Source organism: Pseudoxanthomonas sp. PXM01, assembly GCF_014851815.1.
GTDB lineage: Bacteria > Pseudomonadota > Gammaproteobacteria > Xanthomonadales > Xanthomonadaceae > Pseudoxanthomonas_A.
The window spans coordinates 819,182-836,913 of the sequence record NZ_JACVAJ010000001.1 but is presented as its reverse complement, the minus strand read 5'-3'; the positions used below and the strand labels follow the sequence as shown (position 1 = coordinate 836,913).

General features: G+C 67.9%; 20 protein-coding genes. 16 read left to right on the top strand and 4 right to left on the bottom strand.

Annotated features, from left to right (window positions below):
• Nucleotides 1–74: 74 nt before the first annotated feature.
• Genes lepB through recO form a run of 5 tightly spaced genes read left to right on the top strand, consistent with a single transcriptional unit; the run spans nucleotide 75 to nucleotide 3,668 of the window.
• The gene (gene lepB, locus IB230_RS03825) at nucleotides 75–875 is read left to right on the top strand and encodes a signal peptidase I (protein ID WP_192271255.1); all 801 of its coding nucleotides are present in this window, start codon (nucleotides 75–77) and stop codon (nucleotides 873–875) included.
• A gap of 37 nt (nucleotides 876–912) precedes the next feature.
• The gene (locus tag IB230_RS03820) at nucleotides 913–1,290 is read left to right on the top strand and encodes a DUF4845 domain-containing protein (protein WP_192268892.1); all 378 of its coding nucleotides are present in this window, start codon (nucleotides 913–915) and stop codon (nucleotides 1,288–1,290) included.
• Between the two features lie 4 nt (nucleotides 1,291–1,294).
• Nucleotides 1,295–1,957 carry a ribonuclease III gene (rnc, locus tag IB230_RS03815; protein WP_192268890.1) on the top strand — a complete coding sequence of 221 codons (663 nt, stop codon included), beginning with the start codon at nucleotides 1,295–1,297 and terminating at the stop codon, nucleotides 1,955–1,957.
• Between the two features lie 10 nt (nucleotides 1,958–1,967).
• The gene (gene era / locus IB230_RS03810) at nucleotides 1,968–2,906 is read left to right on the top strand and encodes a GTPase Era (RefSeq protein WP_192268888.1); all 939 of its coding nucleotides are present in this window, start codon (nucleotides 1,968–1,970) and stop codon (nucleotides 2,904–2,906) included.
• A 21-nt stretch (nucleotides 2,907–2,927) separates the two neighbouring features.
• Nucleotides 2,928–3,668: a DNA repair protein RecO gene (gene recO / locus IB230_RS03805; RefSeq protein WP_192268886.1), complete on the top strand. Its 741-nt coding sequence runs from the start codon at nucleotides 2,928–2,930 to the stop codon at nucleotides 3,666–3,668.
• A gap of 5 nt (nucleotides 3,669–3,673) precedes the next feature.
• On the opposite strand, the gene IB230_RS03800 is transcribed toward recO, so the two are convergent.
• Nucleotides 3,674–4,345: a response regulator gene (locus tag IB230_RS03800; protein WP_192268884.1), complete on the bottom strand. Its 672-nt coding sequence runs from the start codon at nucleotides 4,343–4,345 to the stop codon at nucleotides 3,674–3,676.
• 123 nt (nucleotides 4,346–4,468) lie between these two features.
• Between IB230_RS03800 and rlmD the strand changes: the two genes are divergently transcribed.
• The 9 genes from rlmD (at nucleotide 4,469) to IB230_RS03755 (ending at nucleotide 12,460) form a co-directional block, all read left to right on the top strand.
• Nucleotides 4,469–5,812, top strand: coding sequence for a 23S rRNA (uracil(1939)-C(5))-methyltransferase RlmD (rlmD, locus tag IB230_RS03795; protein ID WP_192268882.1), 1,344 nt, complete (start codon nucleotides 4,469–4,471; stop codon nucleotides 5,810–5,812).
• Entirely contained in the window at nucleotides 5,812–6,330 is a 519-nt protein-coding gene (locus IB230_RS03790) for a CYTH domain-containing protein (protein WP_192268880.1), read from the top strand. The genes rlmD and IB230_RS03790 overlap by 1 nt, the downstream gene beginning before the upstream one ends.
• A 12-nt stretch (nucleotides 6,331–6,342) precedes the next feature.
• The gene (nagZ, locus tag IB230_RS03785) at nucleotides 6,343–7,350 is read left to right on the top strand and encodes a beta-N-acetylhexosaminidase (protein ID WP_192268878.1); all 1,008 of its coding nucleotides are present in this window, start codon (nucleotides 6,343–6,345) and stop codon (nucleotides 7,348–7,350) included.
• Nucleotides 7,350–7,919, top strand: coding sequence for a hypoxanthine-guanine phosphoribosyltransferase (locus IB230_RS03780; protein ID WP_192268876.1), 570 nt, complete (start codon nucleotides 7,350–7,352; stop codon nucleotides 7,917–7,919). Before nagZ ends, IB230_RS03780 begins: the two co-directional genes overlap by 1 nt.
• On the top strand, nucleotides 7,916–8,668 hold the full coding sequence (locus tag IB230_RS03775; RefSeq protein WP_192268875.1) for an S-methyl-5'-thioinosine phosphorylase: 753 nt from the start codon (nucleotides 7,916–7,918) through the stop codon (nucleotides 8,666–8,668). Before IB230_RS03780 ends, IB230_RS03775 begins: the two co-directional genes overlap by 4 nt.
• Nucleotides 8,669–8,758: 90 nt before the next feature.
• Nucleotides 8,759–8,965, top strand: coding sequence for a cold-shock protein (locus IB230_RS03770; RefSeq protein ID WP_055942196.1), 207 nt, complete (start codon nucleotides 8,759–8,761; stop codon nucleotides 8,963–8,965).
• A 98-nt stretch (nucleotides 8,966–9,063) separates the two neighbouring features.
• A complete protein-coding gene (locus IB230_RS03765) occupies nucleotides 9,064–10,278 on the top strand; it encodes an NAD(P)/FAD-dependent oxidoreductase (protein ID WP_192268873.1) in 1,215 nt (404 codons plus the stop codon).
• A 50-nt stretch (nucleotides 10,279–10,328) separates the two neighbouring features.
• Nucleotides 10,329–11,957 (top strand): acyl-CoA dehydrogenase family protein, encoded by a 1,629-nt coding sequence (locus IB230_RS03760; protein ID WP_192268871.1) that lies wholly within the window; start codon nucleotides 10,329–10,331, stop codon nucleotides 11,955–11,957.
• Nucleotides 11,954–12,460 carry a L,D-transpeptidase family protein gene (locus IB230_RS03755; protein ID WP_192268869.1) on the top strand — a complete coding sequence of 169 codons (507 nt, stop codon included), beginning with the start codon at nucleotides 11,954–11,956 and terminating at the stop codon, nucleotides 12,458–12,460. The genes IB230_RS03760 and IB230_RS03755 overlap by 4 nt, the downstream gene beginning before the upstream one ends.
• Before the next feature lie 12 nt (nucleotides 12,461–12,472).
• Here IB230_RS03755 and fabR read toward each other — a convergent pair whose 3' ends face one another.
• Entirely contained in the window at nucleotides 12,473–13,129 is a 657-nt protein-coding gene (gene fabR / locus IB230_RS03750) for an HTH-type transcriptional repressor FabR (protein ID WP_343227283.1), read from the bottom strand.
• Between the two features lie 103 nt (nucleotides 13,130–13,232).
• Here fabR and IB230_RS03745 point away from each other — a divergent pair, with 103 nt between their 5' ends.
• Nucleotides 13,233–14,336: a ferredoxin reductase gene (locus IB230_RS03745; protein WP_192268865.1), complete on the top strand. Its 1,104-nt coding sequence runs from the start codon at nucleotides 13,233–13,235 to the stop codon at nucleotides 14,334–14,336.
• Nucleotides 14,336–15,487: an acyl-CoA desaturase gene (locus IB230_RS03740; protein WP_192268863.1), complete on the top strand. Its 1,152-nt coding sequence runs from the start codon at nucleotides 14,336–14,338 to the stop codon at nucleotides 15,485–15,487. The genes IB230_RS03745 and IB230_RS03740 overlap by 1 nt, the downstream gene beginning before the upstream one ends.
• Nucleotides 15,488–15,491: 4 nt before the next feature.
• Here the strand turns inward: IB230_RS03740 and IB230_RS03735 are convergent, their stop codons facing one another.
• Together IB230_RS03735 and IB230_RS03730 are read right to left on the bottom strand one after the other, a co-directional pair.
• A complete protein-coding gene (locus tag IB230_RS03735; RefSeq protein WP_192268861.1) occupies nucleotides 15,492–15,872 on the bottom strand; it encodes a hypothetical protein in 381 nt (126 codons plus the stop codon).
• Nucleotides 15,873–15,945: 73 nt separating this feature from the next.
• Nucleotides 15,946–17,724, bottom strand: a complete 1,779-nt coding sequence (locus IB230_RS03730) for an ABC transporter transmembrane domain-containing protein (RefSeq protein WP_192268859.1) — start codon at nucleotides 17,722–17,724, stop codon at nucleotides 15,946–15,948.
• Nucleotides 17,725–17,732: the final 8 nt, after the last annotated feature.

Genomic DNA, 17,732 nt, shown 5'->3' with positions numbered 1-17,732 from the left:
TCCGTTCCGATGTGGGTGGCGCGCGCCCCGGTGCGCGTCGCCGGATGCAATCCAAAGGAAGCTCGATGAGTTTGATGACCTGGTTCGAATCGCTGTTGGTGGGCGCGACGCTCGTCAGCGGTGCGGTGTGGCTGCTCGACACGCTGTTCTTCGCCAAACGGCGCAAGGCCAAGGGCGGCCTGCTGGACGAGGAGCCGGTGCTGGTCGACTACTCGCGCGCCTTCTTTCCGGTGCTGGCCGTGGTGCTGGTGCTGCGGAGCTTCATCGCCGAGCCCTACAAGATCCCGTCCAGCTCGATGATGCCGAACCTGCTGATCGGCGACTTCATCCTGGTCAACAAGTTCTCCTACGGCCTGCGCCTGCCGATCACCAACCAGAAGTTCCTGGCCATCGGCGAGCCGGCGCGCGGCGACGTGGTGGTGTTCAAGCCGCCGCACGATCCCGAAAACAACTGGATCAAGCGCGTGATCGGCCTGCCGGGCGACAAGGTCGGCTTCCACGGCGATACCGTCTATCTGAACGGCCAGCCGCTGAAGTACCAGACCCTGGGCGAGTACCCGGGCGCCGGGGACCGCGCCGAGGCGCTCGGCTCGACGCTGCTGCGTGAAGAGCTGCCTGGACGGCCGCACACCATCCTGGAAAGCGTAGGCCTGGCACCGCCGGGCGGTGGCGAGGGCGATTGGGTGGTGCCGCCGGGTCACTATTTCGTGATGGGCGACAACCGCGACAACAGCCTGGACGGCCGGTTCTGGGACTACCATTTCCTGCCGGAGCAGAACCTGCGGGGCAAGGCCTTCCTGGTCTGGCTGAACTGCGAGGGCTGGTTCTGCAAGAATGGCTTCGATGCCTCGCGCATCGGCAACGGGATCGAGTGATCAACCAACGCTAACGGGGACGGACGGGGGAATGGCAATGAAGCGCAATCAGAGTGGCATGACGTTGTTGAGCTTTGTAATCGTGCTGGCCGTGGTCGGCTTCGCCGCCTATATCGCCATGCGCCTGTTCCCGATGTACCAGGAGTTCTACGCGGTCAAATCCTCGATGAAGGGACTGGCCAACGAGGCGGGCGTCGGCGATATGGATCCGGGCCGCATCAATGAGCTCTTCTTTCGTCGCCTCGACATCAACTACGCCACCAACATCAAGCCGTCGCACGTAAAGATCGAGCGCATGGAAGGTGGCTGGAACATGAAGGTCGGTTATGAAGTTCGCCGGCCGCTGGTGGGCAATCTCGACGTGGTCGGCAATTTCAATGCCGAGCAGGCGTTGACGCGCCACGGCGCGGACTGAGAGTTTGGCAGTTGACCGCATCGGCCATGCCTTCGCCGACCAGGGCCTGCTTGCACAGGCCCTGACGCATCGGAGCGCGGGAGCGCCGCACAACGAGCGGCTCGAGTTCCTGGGCGACGGCGTGGTCAACCTGCTGGTCGCGGATACGCTGTTCCAGCGCTGGCCCAAGGCCGACGAGGGCGCACTTACCCGGGCGCGCGCCGAACTGGTGCGCGAAGCGTCGCTGGCGGCCATCGCACGCCAGTTGCAGCTGGGCGAACGCCTGACGATGGGCCCGGGCGAAATGAAGTCCGGTGGCCATCGCCGCGACTCGATCCTCGCCGATGCGCTGGAGGCGATCGTGGCCGCCATCTACATCGACGCCGGCTTCGAGGCGTGCCGCAGCGTGGTGATGCCCTGGTTCGAGGCGTCGTTGGCCGCACTGCCGGTCGGACGGCCCGAGAAGGATGCCAAGACGCGGTTGCAGGAGTGGTTGCAGGGCCGGCAGCGTGCGCTGCCTGTCTATGAACTGGTCTCCGAGAGCGGCGACGACCACGCCAAACTTTTCCTCGCGCGCTGTACCACGCTGGATCCACCGTTGACGGCGGACGGCGAGGGCACGTCGCGCCGCAATGCCGAGCAGGTCGCCGCCGCGGCGCTGCTCGACAAGCTCGACATTTCGAAGTGAGTACCGCCCCGTGAGCCAGTCTTCGTCCCATCGCAGCGGCAGCGTTGCCGTCATCGGCCGCCCCAACGTGGGCAAATCCACCCTGACCAATGCCCTGGTGGGCGCCAAGGTCAGCATCACCTCCAACCGCCCGCAGACCACGCGTCACCGCCTGCTCGGCATCGCGACGTTTGCGGCGGGCAAGGATCGACCCGCGGGCCAGATCGTGCTGGTCGACACGCCCGGCCTGCACAAGCAGCAAGGCAAGTTCTCCGCCTCGGCGATGAGCCGGGTGATGAACCGCGCCGCGCGCGGCGCGCTGGAGGAAGTCGACGCTGCCCTGATGGTTGTCGAGGCCGGTCGCTGGGACGAAGAGGACACGCTGGCCTACAACGTGCTGCGCGATGCCGGCATCCCGGTGGTGCTGGTGGTCAACAAGGTCGACCGGATCAAGGAGAAGGCGGCGATGCTGCCGTTCCTGGCCGAGGTCGGGCAGGATCGTGAGTTCGCCGCCGTGCATCCGGTGTCGGCCTTGAAGCGCAACGGTCTCGACGCGCTGGTGAAGGACGTGCTGGCGTTGTTGCCTGAGCAGCCGCCGATGTTCGGTGAGGACGAGATCACCGACCGCAGCGAGCGCTTCCTCGCCGCCGAGCTGGTCCGCGAGCAGCTTATGCGCCAGTTGGGAGCGGAATTGCCCTACGCCACCACCGTCGAGATCGAAAGCTTCACGACCGAGGTCACGCCGAAGGGAGAACTGGCCCGTATCGGTGCAGTGATCTGGGTGGAGCGCGAGAGCCAGAAGGCTATCGTGATCGGCAAGGGCGGTGCCCGGCTGAAGGACATCGGCAGCAAGGCGCGCCAGCAGATGGAGCATCTGTTCGATCGCAAGGTGTTCTTGGAAACCTGGGTACGTGTGCGCGAAGGCTGGTCCGACGACGAGACCGCGCTGAAGGCCTTCGGTTACGAGTGAGTCGCCGGCGACGCCGGTCACATGCGCCTGAGCGACACCGCCTTCGTCCTGCACGCGCGCCCCTGGCGCGAGACCAGCCTGCTGGTCGAAGTGCTGGGCCGCGAACAGGGCCGGTTGGGCCTGATCGCGCGCGGCGTGCAAGGTCCGAAGAGGCATGTCCTGCGCGCCGCCCTGCAGCCCCTGCAGCTTATCCGCCTCGATGGCGACCTGCGTGGCGAACTGGCGCGGCTGGTCAGCGCGGAAGCGCTCGATGCCGCCCCGCAGCCGGCGGGCGATGCGATGCTGGCCGCGTTCTACCTCAACGAACTCGTCCTGCGGCTGGCGCCGCGCCACGACCCGCTGCCGGACCTGTTCGATGCCTATGCCCGCACACGCGAGCAACTCCGCGCACGCGAAGGGCTGGCGTGGTCCTTGCGCCGGTTCGAGCGCGACCTGATCGAAGCGTTGGGCTTCGGCTTCGCGCTCGATTGCGATGGCGACGGCGAGTCCATCGACCCGGCAGCGCGTTACCGGCTGGATCCTGAGCACGGGCCGCGTCGCCTGCGCAGCGACCGTGGGCATGAGGAACGCAGCCAGGCCGCGACCGGTCGTGCCTTGCTGGCCCTGGCCGAAGACGTGCCGCCGTCGCCCGACGATCTGGCCAGCCTGCGTATGCCGATGCGCGCTGTGCTGGCGCACCACCTGGGTCCCCGCGGACTGAAGTCCTGGGAAATGATCGGCGAACTGGGACGGTTGAAACGTCCCGGAAGCGCGACCGGCTGACGCCCTCAGTCCGTCGTCGGAAGCAGGCGTCCGCTGGCCGCCACGAATGCATCGCGCAGGGCGGCGTCCGCAGGTGCCGCATGCCAGTTGGACGCCACCTCGGCCAATGCCGCGGCCCCCGCGAACCCGCAGCTCGCCTGCAGTCGGTGGAGCTGGGCGCGCAGCGCCGCGTCGTCGGCGCGGGCGAAGGCCTCGAGGCACGCGCTCCGCGTGGACGGCAGTTCGGACAGGAACAACTGGCGCAGCGTCGCCACGTGCTCCCGGTTTCCCGCGAGGGCGACGAGCGCGGCGGCTTCATCCCAGTCTGGCCTTGCCGATGGCGGATCGCTGCCCAGCGCCGCCCGCACCGCAAGCAGCAGGGCCTGGGCCGTCAATGGTTTGACCAGGACACCGGCGAAACCTGCCTGCACAAGGCGTTCGTGGGTCGAGAGCGTGGTGTCGGCGGTATGCGCCAGCGCGCACGCGGCGGTGCACCCCATGCGCAGATGCTGCAGCAGCGCGGCCCCACTGCCGTCGGGCAGGTTGGCGTCGATCAGCCAGGCATCGAAGGGGCCGGTGGCGGCCAATGCCTGTGCGCAGTCCTCGGCGACGTGCACGTGGGCGGGCAGGGTCTCCAGCGCGGCCGACAGGAACAGGGCACTGACCGCGTCGTCCTCCACCAGCAGTATCGAAGGCATCGTGCCTGGAGTGGGGGACATTGGCCGTGCTTCCTGCGGACTGGTGCCATCTTAGCGCCAGCAGGCGCGACCGGCGGCCATGCGACAATGCCGCCCCGCCAAAGACACGCAGCCTGACGCCACGTGGCCCGTACCCGCTCCCCCCGCATCGACAAGACCCCGTTTGAAGCTTCCATCACCGACCTGACCCACGACGGACGCGGCGTCGCCCGCCGCGACGGGAAGGCCGTCTTCGTGTCGGGCGCCCTGCCGGGCGAGCGCGTGATGGCCGAACAGACCGCCAAGAACCGCCATTTCGACGAAGCAAGAACACTGGACGTGCTGGAGGCTTCGCCTGACCGCGTCACGCCGCGCTGTCCGCATTTCGGCACCTGCGGCGGCTGCGTGCTGCAGCATCTGGATGAGGCGCGTCAGATCGAGGCCAAGCAGCGCGTGCTGCTGGAGAACCTGGAGCGCATCGGCCACGTCACGCCCGGCACGGTGCTTCCGTCGCTGACCGGTGCCAACTGGGGATACCGCCGCAAGGGCCGCTTCTCGGTGCGGCGCGTCAACAAGAAGGACAAGACGCTGGTCGGCTTCCGCGAGCAGGATCCCCGCTTCGTCGCCGATCTGTCCGAATGCCACACCGTCATTCCGGAGATCGGTGGCAAGGTGGCCGATCTCGCCACGCTGGTCGAGAGCCTGGACGCACGCGAGCACATCCCGCAGATCGAATTCATCGCCGGTGACGAGAGCGCGGACTTCAGTGGCATCGCGCTGGTGTTCCGCCACCTGCAGCCCTTGAGCGAGAGCGACCGCGCGAAGCTGGTGGCGTTCGGCGAGGCCAGCCGCTTCGCCATCTTCCTGCAGCCGGGCGGGCTGGAAAGCGTGCATCCGCTGTGGCCCGAGGCGCCGCAGCTGGCGTTCGCGCTGGCGCCATGGAACGTGTCGCTGGCGTTCCGTCCGCTGGACTTCATCCAGGTCAACGCCGCGCTCAACGAGAAGATGATCGCGCACACCTTCGGCCTGCTCGACCTGCAGGCGACGGACCGCGTGCTCGACCTGTTCTGCGGCCTCGGCAACTTCACGCTGCCGATGGCGCGCCTGGTGGGCGAGGTGGTCGGCGTGGAGGGCGATGCCGGCCTGGTGGCCCGTGCCCGCGAGAATGCGGAGCGCAACGCGCTGACGAACGCGCAGTTCCATGCGGCCGATCTGACCCAGGACCAGCGCGGTACGGCGTGGATGCGTCAGGGCTTCGACAAGCTGCTGCTGGATCCGCCGCGCTCGGGCGCCATCGAGGTGCTGCAGCAGCTGCCGCTGAAACAGTTCGACCGTATCGTCTACGTCAGCTGCCATCCAGGCTCGCTGGCGCGTGACGCCGGCTACCTGGTCAACGAGCAGGGCTATACGCTGGTGTCGGCGGGGGCGATGGACATGTTCCCGCATACCGCGCATGTGGAATCCATTGCCTTGTTCGAAAAGCGCTGATGGGCATCGAAATCGAACGCAAGTTCCTGGTGACCGGCGACGTCTGGCGCGCGTACGCGCACGAGGTCGTACCGATGGCGCAGGGTTACATCAACGACATGGGCGCGCTGGATCGCGGTGAGCAGAAAGCCTCGGTGCGCGTGCGCATCCAGGGCGACGCTGCTTTCCTCAACCTGAAATCGCGCGAGCTGGGCGCCACCCGGCAGGAATTCGACTACGCCATCCCGGTCGCCGATGCGCGCGCGCTGCTGGCGCTGTGTGTGGGCGGGGTGATCGACAAGCGTCGCCACCATGTACGCCATGAAGGTCATCTGTGGGAAGTCGACGAGTTCCTCGGCGACAACGCTGGGCTGGTGGTGGCGGAGATCGAGCTGGACCGCGCCGATGAAGACTTCGTGAAACCGGCCTGGGCCGGCAAGCAGGTCACCGACGCCGCCCGCTATTACAATCTGGCTCTGGCATCGCGACCGTACGCGCAGTGGTCGGACGACGAACGCGCCGCCACCGACATTCCCTGAGGACTTCCCGAAATGCTCGTCATCGGCATCGCCGGCACCGAACTCACCGCGCAGGAGCGCGACTGGCTGCAGCACGACGCCGTCGCCGGCGTCATCCTGTTCACCCGCAACTTCGCCTCGCGCGCGCAGGTGGCGGAGCTGTCGCAGGCCATCCGCGCCGCCGCGCCGCGTCCACAGCTGGTCTGTGTGGACCAGGAAGGCGGGCGCGTGCAGCGCTTCCGCGAGGGCTATAGCGACCTGCCGGCACTGGAGGTGTTCGGCAAGCTGTATGCGCAGGATCCGCAGACGGCGCTGCAGCGCGCCGAAGAACACGCCTGGCTGATGGCCAGCGAGATCATCGCCAGCGGCGTGGACCTCAGCTTCGCGCCGGTCGTGGACCTGGCGCGTGGCAACCGCGCCATCGGTAACCGTGCCTTCGATGCCGATCCTCAGATCGTGGCCGAATTCACCCGCGCCTACGTGCGCGGCATGCACAGCGCTGGCATGGCGGCCACGCTGAAGCACTTCCCCGGCCATGGCACCGTGCTCGAGGACACGCACTTCGACGATGCCGTCGATCCGCGCCCGCTCGAGGTGCTGCGCGCCGAGGACCTGATCCCGTTCGTCGCCGGTATCGAGGCTAAGGCCGATGCGGTGATGATGGGGCACGTGAAGTATCCGGCCGTCGCGCCCGAACCCGCCGGCTATTCGCCGTTCTGGATCCAGAAGATCCTGCGCGAAGAGATGGGCTTCCGGGGTGTGGTGTTCTCCGACGACATCGGCATGGCCGCGGCGTTCTCCGCCGGTGGCGTGAAGCAGCGCATCCACGACCATCTGGATGCCGGTTGCGACGTGGTGCTGGTGTGCTCGCCGAAGCTGGTGGACGAGTCGCTGAAGGCGGTCGAAGGCCGCGCGCTGAATACCGCCGCCGTGCTCGGCGTACTGGGCCGTGGCGCGCTGGGATGGGACGGCCTGATCGCCGATGCCCGTTACGGTAGCGCCCAGGCCGATGTGATCGATAACATGAAGGGAGTGGTTTGATGGACTCGCTGGGCAATCCGCGACCGAAACTGGCCGACGCGCTGGCCAACGCCGACCTGCTGGTCGACCGCGCGACACTGGACGCTGCCATCACGCGGATGGCAGCGCCGATCGCGCGCGACTACGCCGGGGAAGTGCCGGTCTATCTGACCATCATGCACGGCGCGCTGCCGTTCGCCGGCCAGCTGTCGCTGGAACTGGGCGCGCTGGGCCTGGACCTAGAGTTCGACTACCTGCACGCGACCCGCTACCGCGGCGAGACCACCGGCGGCGAACTGGTGTGGAAGCACCGGCCCGCGACCGCGCTGTACGGCCGCCGCGTGCTGCTGGTGGACGACATCCTCGACGAGGGCCACACGCTGCTGGCGGTCAAGCAGTGGTGCCTGGAGCAGGGCGCTACCGACGTCCGCATCGCCGCACTGACCACCAAACAGCACGACCGCTGCGTGGACGGCATCTGCGCCGACTACGTAGGCCTGGAAGTCGCGGACCGCTATGTGTTCGGCTTCGGTATGGACTACCACGAGCAGGGCCGCAACCTGCCGGGCATCTACGCACTGAAGGAATGATGATGTCCAATATCGCGCTCGCCGTCATCGGCGGTACCGGCGTCTACAAGCTGGCCGACCTGCAGGATGTGGAAGCCCGCGAGCTGGACACGCGCTTCGGCGCGCCCTCGGGTCCCGTCCGCATCGGCACCCTCGGCGGCCGTCGCGTGGCCTTCCTTGCGCGTCATGGCGAGGGCCACTCGGTGCCGCCGCACCAGGTCAACTACCGCGCCAACCTGCAGGTCCTGAAGGATCTTGGTGCAACCCGCGTGCTGGCGCTCAACACCGTGGGCGGCATCACCGACGCCTGCGGGCCGCGCGTGCTGGCCTGTCCGGACCAGCTGATCGACTACACCTGGGGTCGCATCTCGACGATCTGCGAGGAACCCGGCAGCGAGGTGCTCCATGTCGACTTCGGTGATCCATACACGCATTTACTACGCCAGCAGATCCTGGCGGCGGCCCGCGAAGCGAACGTCGACGTGCTCGATGGCGGCTGCTATGGCGCAACCCAGGGGCCTCGACTGGAGACGCGCGCGGAGATCCGCCGGATGCGTCGCGACGGCTGCGATCTGGTCGGCATGACCGGCATGCCGGAAGCGGGGCTTGCGCGGGAAATGGGGCTGGAATACGCCTGCCTCGCCATCGTGGCGAACTGGGCTGCAGGGTGCGGCACTGACGAGGAGATCACGATGGAAGAAGTGCTGGCCAATGTGGCCGCCGCCTCATCCGGCATCCCGGCCTTGGTGGCCGCGCTGGCACGAGGGTGATTGTCAACGCGCGTCAGGCTTTGCATACTCGGCGGGTGTGACGTCACGCCACACATTCCACCCGCATCCAGAAAAGGAAATACAAGCGCTATGCCGTACGGTACCGTGAAATGGTTCAACGATGCCAAGGGCTTCGGATTCATCGCGCCAGAAGATGGCAGCGCCGATGTCTTTGCGCACCACACCGCCATCAACAGCAAGGGCTTCCGCAGCCTGCAGGAAGGCCAGCGCGTCAGTTACGAGCTGACCCAGGGCCCGAAGGGTGCACAGGCGTCCAACATCACGCCGGCAGCCTGATCCAAGACGATTTTCTTGAACCCCGCTCCGGCGGGGTTTTTTAACGCCTGCTGTTTTCGCCACACCGGGTTACGCACGACAAAGGACGGCCGCGCGCCATGAAATCCCAGCACATCGCGATCATCGGCTACGGCACCGCCGGGCAGGCGGCGGCGCTGCTGCTGGCGCGCGACGGGCACCGGGTAGAGGTGTTCGAGCGGGCGCCGGAACTCGGGCCGGTCGGCGCGGGTTTCCTGCTGCAGCCGACCGGCCTGCAGGTGCTGTGGGAGCTGGGGCTGCTGCCCGGCGTGATGGCGCACGGTCGTCGCGTGAACCGGCTGTACGGCGAAACGCCTTGCGGCCGCGCCGTGATGGACATGCGCTACGCGGGGCTGGACGCGCGACTGTTCGGTCTGGGCATGCAGCGTGGTGCACTGTTCTCGATGTTGGCCGAAGCATGGGCGGCACACGGTGAGGTGCATCGTGGCCATGCCATCGAAGAGGTGAGTGACGACACCCGCCGCGTCCGCGACCAGCACGGTCGCTGGCATGGTCCGTTCGATCTGGTGATCGCGGCGGACGGCGCGGCGTCGAAGCTGCGCGGCGCCACTGGGGCGGTGAAGCGTGAGGCGGTCTATCCCTGGGGCGCACTGTGGCGACTGGTACCGCAGGGCGACTGGGCGTGGGGCGACGAACTGCGCCAGCGTTACGTGGCTGCGCGCAAGATGATCGGGTTGCTGCCGGTCGGCACGCGCCCGGGCGACGACACGCCACGGCTGAGCTTTTTCTGGAGCCTGCCGATCGCCGACTTCGATGCGTGGCGATCGCGTGGCCTGCCCGCATGGCGCGACGAGGTCGCGCGGTTGTGGCCGGACGTGGACGCCTGTCTCGCCGACACCGTCGATCCCGACCAACTGGCGCGCGCCAGTTACCGCGACGTCACCCTGCGTCAGTGGCATCGCGACCGCCTGGTCGTGCTGGGCGACGCCGCGCATGGCATGAGTCCGCAGCTGGGGCAGGGCGTCAACATGGCGCTGATGGATGCGCTGGCACTGCGCGATGCCCTGCGCACGCAACAGGATATTCCCGCGGCGTTGCTCGCCTACCAGCGCGAACGCCAGGCGCATGTCGGCATCTACCAGTTCTGGAGCCGTTGGCTGACGCCGATCTTCCAGTCCGATCTGGACTGGGTCGCTCATGCACGCGATGTCGCCTTCCTGCCTGCCGGCCGCCTGCCGGGTGGGCGCGGGCACATGCTGCGGGTGCTCAGCGGTACGCAGCATGGATTCTTCGGGACGCTGAAGCTGAAGCCCGACTTCCTCGCAGCGCTCTAGTGCCGGTCCTCGGGCACAATCGGGATCGACAGCCTCTGCGGGAACCGGTGATGGACGACCTTCCTCCGTTCGACACGCATCGCGTCGACAACCAGCCACCGCCGTTCGAGCCGCGCGATCTGTGGGCGGACGATGCCGTATTGCGCGAGGGTGTCGAGCGCGAGGGCGGCGCCACCTTCGCCCCGCGGCTGGCAACCTATGGTGCCTTGGCGGGCGACGAACTCTACCGGCTCGGCTTCGACGCCAACCGCGACCGGCCACGCCTGCGGACGCACGACCGTACCGGGCGGCGCATCGACCTGGTCGAATTCCACCCCGCCTATCACCGGCTGATGGACGTGGCGAAGACGCACGGCGTCGCCGGCCTGTCCTGGCATGAGCCGGAACCCGGTGCGCATGTCGCCCGCGCGGCCCTCAGTTACCTGCATCACCAGGCCGAGGCGGGCACCAGTTGCCCGCTGACGATGACGCACGCGGCCGTGCCCGTCCTGCAGCGCGAACCCGGTCTCCGCGAGTGGGCGAAGAAAGCCGCCGCGCCGCACTACGATCCGCGCGATGTGCCCATCGCCGACAAGGCCGGCATCACGCTCGGCATGGGCATGACGGAGAAGCAGGGCGGCTCCGACGTACGCGCCAACGCCACCACGGCCACGCCCCGCGACGACGGCATGTATGCGCTGGTCGGCCACAAGTGGTTCTTCTCGGCACCGATGTGCGACGCGTTTCTGGTGCTGGCGCAGGCGTCCGGTGGCCTGACCTGCTTCCTGATGCCGCGTCGTCTGGATAGCGGCGACAAGAATGCGTTCCGGCTGATGCGCCTGAAGGACAAGCTGGGCGACTGGGCGAATGCATCCAGCGAAGTCGAATTCGCCGGCGCGCGTGCCTGCCGCGTGGGCGAGGAGGGGCGTGGCGTGGCGACCATCATCGAGATGGTGATGCTGACGCGGCTGGACTGCATGCTCGGATCGGCCGCCGAGATGCGCATGGCGCTGACACAGGCGCTGCACCACGCGCGGCATCGCAGGACGTTCGGCAAGCCGTTGGTCGAGCACGCGCTGATGCGCAACGTGCTGGCCGATCTCGCGCTGGAGTCGGAAGCTGCCACCGCTTTCGCCCTGCGCGTGGCGCGCGCCGTCGATGCGGCGCCGCATGATCCGCAGGAAGCCGCTTTTGCCCGCATCGCGACAGCGGCAGGCAAGTACTGGGTATGCAAGCGCGCGCCCGCGTTCGTCAACGAGGCGCAGGAATGCCTGGGCGGCGCGGGCTATGTGGAGGAATCGATCCTGCCGCGGCTGTACCGGCAGGCGCCCTTGAATTCGATCTGGGAAGGCAGCGGCAACATCCAGTGCCTGGACGTGCTGCGGGCGCTGTCGCGCGAGGCCGGCACGCGCGAGGCGGTCGCCACCGAACTGGCCTCCGCCGAGGGCAGGGACGCGGTCTACGACGCGTTCGTCGACCGCCTGCGGACCGACTTGTCGTCGGCAAGCGAGGCCGGCGCGCGCATGCTCGTCGAACGGCTGGCGCTAGCCCTGCAGGCGGCGGTGCTGTTGCGCGCGGGCAGTCCGGCGGCCGCGTTGTTCGTGCGCAGTCGCCTGGGCGGCGCGCACGGACTCGCGTTCGGCACGCTGTCCGACGATGCGGACGTCGGCCCGCTGCTGTCCCGGGCGCTGCCGGCATGAAGGCGGGGCGCTGGCTGCTCATGGTGCTCGCCGCACTCGGCGTGTCGTCGCAGGCGCAGGAGGCGGTGCGATGGCCACCGCCGCTGCTGTCCGCCGCACAGCAAGCCGACGCGATCCATGTCTACAAGGCGCAACGGCGCATGGAGCTGCTGCGCAACGGGCGTGTCATCGAGACGTACCGCATCGTGCTGGGCGGCGCACCGGTCGGACACAAGCGGCAGCAGGGTGACCAGCGGACACCGGAAGGCGACTACCGCATCACCTACCGCAACGACCGCAGCCGCTTCCATCTGTCGCTGCGCGTGTCCTATCCGAATGAGGCCGACCGCCGGCAGGCCGTCGCGCGCGGCGTCGATCCGGGCGGCGACATCATGATCCATGGCGCCACGCCGCCAGGGTCGAAGGCGGACTGGACCGAAGGCTGCATGGCGGTGACCAACACCGAGATGGAAGCGATCTGGCAGCGCGTGCCGGTCGGCACGCCGATCCGCATCAATCCCTGAGAAGAAGGATTCTCAGCGTGGGCCGCCGCGCGAGGCGAGGGCGCGCGAGCCGGTGATGATCAGGCGGACCATTTCCGAGAGCTGCTCGATCAGTTCCGGATCCTTCTCCGGCGGCAGGTCCATCGCGGTGGCGCCCATCGCGAACACCAGGCGGGTGATCGCCTTGGAGACCAGCGCGGGTTCGTGCAGCGGCGCGTTGTCGCGCGCGGCCAGCCGGATCAGGTCGATGCACAGCTCTTCCTCGAAGAACTGCAGCTCGCGTTCGACCGCATGCTTGAACGCATCCGAGCCGACGTTGCCTTCGCGCAGCAGCACATGCAGCAGCTTGTCGTCGGCGCGCAGCTGCTCCATGAACGCTTCCACCGAGCCGCGCACCACGCTGCGGTCGCTGCTGGTGGCGCGGTGCCGCGCCTCGCCGATGATCTTGCGCAGCGAGCGACCGGCCAGGTCGATCAGCGCGACCGCCAGTTCGTCCATGTCGCGGAACTGGCGGTAGAAGCTGTTGGGCGCGATGCCGGCCTCGCGGGCCACTTCGCGCAGGCTCAGGGTGGAGACGCTGCGGTGCGGACCTACCAGTTTCAGGGCGGCCGCCATCAGGTCTTCGCGCGAAATGGACGCCTTGCGGCCGGGGCCGTGATCGTCCTGGAGCTGCGGTTGCGGGTTCGGAATCACGCGAAGAGGCCGGGCATACGGGGTGGTAGGGGCATCATAGCCCCGTAAATTAATATACAAGTGTATACACAATCGTCTTCACAGCGGTATAGTGATGGCCATGAACGCCCAGATCCGTCCGATCCCCCGCCGGCCCGGTCCCCTGAAACGCCTGATCCGGCCCTTGGTGAAGCCGGATGTCTTCGACTTCTGGGCCACCCGTTTCCACCGTACCTGGACCTGGGAACGCCCCCTGGCCCGGCTTGTCGCGCGCGAAACCGCCTCGGTCGACGCCGTGACCCTGTTGTTCAAGCCCAACCGCCACTGGGCCGGTCATCGTGCCGGCCAGCACGTCAACCTCGGCGTGGATGTCGACGGTGTCCGCATCACCCGCAGCTACAGCCTGACCGAGCCGCCGCGTGCGGATGGCCTGCTGCCGATCACCGTCAAGGCGATCGAGGGCGGAAAGGTCAGCCGGCACCTGTGCGAAGACGCCCGCATCGGCGATATCGTCGAGCTGGGCCAGGCGTTCGGCGAGATGACGTTGCCCACGCCGTCCGAGGGTTCCTTCCTCCTGCTGGCTGCAGGCAGCGGCATCACGCCGCTGATGGCGCTGGTGCGCGAACTGGCCGGGCAGGGCATGCCGTCCGACCTGACGCTGATGTACTGGGTGCGTCGCCGCGAGGAGGCCTGTTTTCTCGACGAGCTGCGAACGCTGGCCGCCAAACATCCGCACTTCCGCCTGCGTCTGCTGCTGACGCGCGACACCGCAGTGGCTGCCGACGAAGCCGAAGGCCGCATCGATGAGGCACTGCTCGCCGCGCATGCAGGCGACCTGTCCGCACGGCAGGTGATGGCCTGCGGTCCCGGCGGGTTCGTCGAAGCCGCACGCGATTTGTTGGCGTCGCGCACCGCCGCGTTCCAGGCCGAAGCCTTCACCGCGCCGCCGGTCACGGTGGTGGACGAAGGCGAGGTCGACATCCGCCTGCAACGCAGTGGGCGCACGCTGCGCGTGCCGCGCGGCGAAACCCTGCTGGTGGCCCTGGAGCAGCACGGACTGAAGCCGCCGTCCGGCTGCCGCATGGGCATCTGCAACACCTGCGCCTGCGGCAAGTCCGCCGGCAGCACGCGCCACCTGCCCAGTGGCGAGCTGATCCACGAACCCACCCAGGCGTTGAAGCTGTGCATCCACAGCGCCGCCACCGACCTCGAGCTCGACCTCTGATGGCCTCTTCCCGCAACCGCAAACTCACCGTCGCCGAACTGGACCAGTTCGGCGAAGAACTTGACGCGCTGCGTGCGCGCACCGTGGCGACGCTGGGGGCCCGTGACGCGCGCTACATCCGCAACGTGGTGAAGGCCGTGCGCTACACCAACCTGACCGGGCGCGTGCTGCTGTTCGCCGCGGCCGTCGCCGGCGGCCTGTGGCTGGCCGACAGCGCGATGGGTTGGCTGTTCTGGGTGCTGTGGGCGCTGGGCGCGTTCTCGCTGGGCCTGGGCAAGATCCTGGACAACATGGAGCTGGGCCATAACGTCATCCACGGCCAGTACGACTGGATGGGCGACCCGCAGCTCAACGGCAAGACCTACGACTGGGACATCGTCGCGACCAGCGACAACTGGCGCCACACGCACAACTTCCGCCACCACACCTACACCAACGTGCGCGGGCTGGACGACGACATCGGCTACGGCCTGCTGCGCATCTTCCCCGAGCAGAAGTGGCGGCCGTTCTACCTGGTGCAGCCGTTCGTCGCGGTGGTGTTCGCGCTGCTGTTCCAGTGGGGCATCGCCATCCAGGACCTGAAGCTGGGCCGCTGGTGGAGCGGCAAGATGACCAACAAGCAGCTGCGCCGGAAGTCCGCGCCGGTGGTGCGCAAGATGGGCAAGCAGCTGGCGAAGGATTACGTGATCTATCCGGCGCTGGCCGGTCCGTTCTTCCTGCCGGTGCTGCTGGGCAACATGGTCGCCAACGGCCTGCGCAACGTCTGGACCTACGTGATCATCTTCTGCGGCCACTTCACCGCGAATGCGGAGACGTTCCCGAAGGAATGCATCAAGAACGAATCGCGCGGCCACTGGTACCTGCGCCAGTTGCGCGGCTCTTCCAACCTGCGCGGCGGGTTCCTGATGAACGTGATGTCGGGCAACCTGAGCCACCAGATCGAACACCACTTCTTCCCCGACTTGCCGGCCAACCGCTACGCGGAGATGGCCAAGGAAGTGCGTGCCATCTGCAAGCGCTACGGCCAGCACTACAACACCGGCACGCTGCTGACCCAGTTCGGCCAGGTGTGCTGGCGCATCGTGCGGCACGCGTTCCCCAGCCGTCCGCGCCGCGTGCCCGCGCTGGTGCAGGTCGACGCGGTCGCATAAGCCGTCAGGGCGTGTCGGGCGCAACCGCCCGCGCTGCGCGGGCGACCTCGCGCTTGAGTCGCCATTCGGCGAAGAACGACGCTGCGATCAGGGCGGTGCCGAGCAGGCCCAGCCACTGGAACCACGGATTCTCGAACACGTCGTCGGCCAGGTCGTTGCCCTGCAGCTGCAGGCGCAGCAGGCGTACTTCGGTGGCAAGGGCGGCGGCGCCGGTCTCGCCGCGGTGCCGAGATTCTTCGGCCTTCACGGCCAGCTGCGTCATCGCCGCCAGTGCGGCGGCCTCGTCGTCGGTCCGGCGCTCGACGGTGACCACGAGCGCGCTGGTCAGCAGGATCAGCGCGGTACCGAGTCCGCGCAGCAAGGGCGGCAGCGAGTCGGGAATCATGCACGGACTCCGGCGGGAGACTGCCGCATCCTAGACCACGCATGGCGTGGTCGTCATCGCTGCGCCGTGGCGATCAGTCCAGGAACTGCAGGCGCGCCAGCTCCGCATACAGGCCGTCCTGCGCCAGCAACTCGGCGTGCGTACCTTGTGCGACGATGCGGCCGCGATCCATGACCACGATGCGGTCGGCCTTCTGCACGGTCGCCAGGCGGTGTGCGATGACCAGCGTGGTGCGGCCGTCCATCAGGCGCTCCAGCGCGTTCTGCACGGCCCGCTCGCTCTGCGCGTCGAGTGCGCTGGTCGCTTCGTCGAGCAGCAGGATGGGCGCGTCCTTCAGCAGGGCGCGCGCGATGGCGATGCGCTGCTGCTGGCCGCCGGACAGGCGCGCGCCGCGCTCGCCGAGGTGGCTGTCGAAGCCGCCCGGCAACTCACGGATGAAGTCGTCGGCCTCGGCGGCTTCCGCTGCGGCCTGCAGTTGGGCGTCGGTGGCATCCAGCTTGCCGTAGCGGATGTTCTCGGCCGCGCTGGCGGCGAAGATCGTCGGCTGCTGCGGTACGAGCGCGATGTGTTCGCGCAAGTCGGCCGGGGCGAGTTCGCGCAGGTCCACGCCGTCGACGCGAACGCTGCCGGACTGCGCATCATGGAAGCGCAGCAGCATCGAGAACACCGTGCTCTTGCCGGCGCCGGACGGACCCACCAGCGCGACCGTTTCGCCCGGACGAACAGTCAGGTCGAAATCGTCGAGCGCGGGCAGGTCGGGGCGCGACGGGTAGTGGAACGAGACGTTGTCGAAGCGAATCTCGCCCTTCACCGGTGCGGTCAGCGCGTGCGGCGTGGCAGGTGCGCGGATGGCCGGAGTTTCGCCCAGCAGTTCGGCGATGCGGCCCATGCCGCCTGCCGCGCGCTGCAGTTCGTTCCAGACTTCGGCCAAGGCACCCACCGAGCCGCCGCCGATCAGGGCATAGAACACGAACTGACCGAGCTCGCCCTTGCTGACGCGGCCAGCGATCACATCGTGCGCACCCGACCACAAGACGAGCACCACCGCGCCGAACACCAGGGTGATGACCGTAGCGGTCACCAGCGACTGTGCCCGGATGCGCTTGCGCGCCGTTTCAACCGAGAGCGCGACCGCGTCGGTGAAGCGCCCGAACTCGAAGGGTTCGCGCGCATGCGCCTGCACGGTCCGCACCGCGCCCAAGGTTTCGCTAGCCAGGGTGTTCGCATCGGCAACCCGGTCCTGGCTTGCGCGCGAGGCTTTCTCGAGCCTGCGGGCACCCAGCAGGATCGGCGCGACGGCCAGCGGAATACCCACCAGCGCGTACGCGGCGAGCTTCGGGCTGGTTACGAACAGCATCACGATACTGCCGATCACCGTGATCGTACTGCGCAGGGCGACCGACATACTGCTGCCGACGACGCTGCGCAACAGTTCGCTGTCGGCCGAGAGGCGGGATACCAGCTCGCCGCTGCGAGTGCGGTCGTGGAATTCGGCGTCCAGGTTCAACAGGTGGCCATACAACTGCTTGCGCAGGTCCGCCACCACACGCTCCCCGAGCAAGGACACGAAGTAAAAACGCGCGGCGCTGGCGATCGCCAGTACCACGACGACCACGAATACGCCCAGAAAGACGCGGTCGATGTTGCCGCCGCTGTCGAAGCCGTGGTCGATCATCTGTTTGAAGGACACAGGGAAAGTCAGTGTCGCCGCCGACGCCAGCGCCAGTGCCAGCAACCAGGCGGTGAACAGCCCGCCATGCTGGCGCACGAACGGCCACAGGGCGCGCAGGGTGCCCAGCTTGGCCTTGGGTTTGGCGGCGGTGTGGGCCGGCGTCTCGATCTGGGCGCTCATGGGGTCCG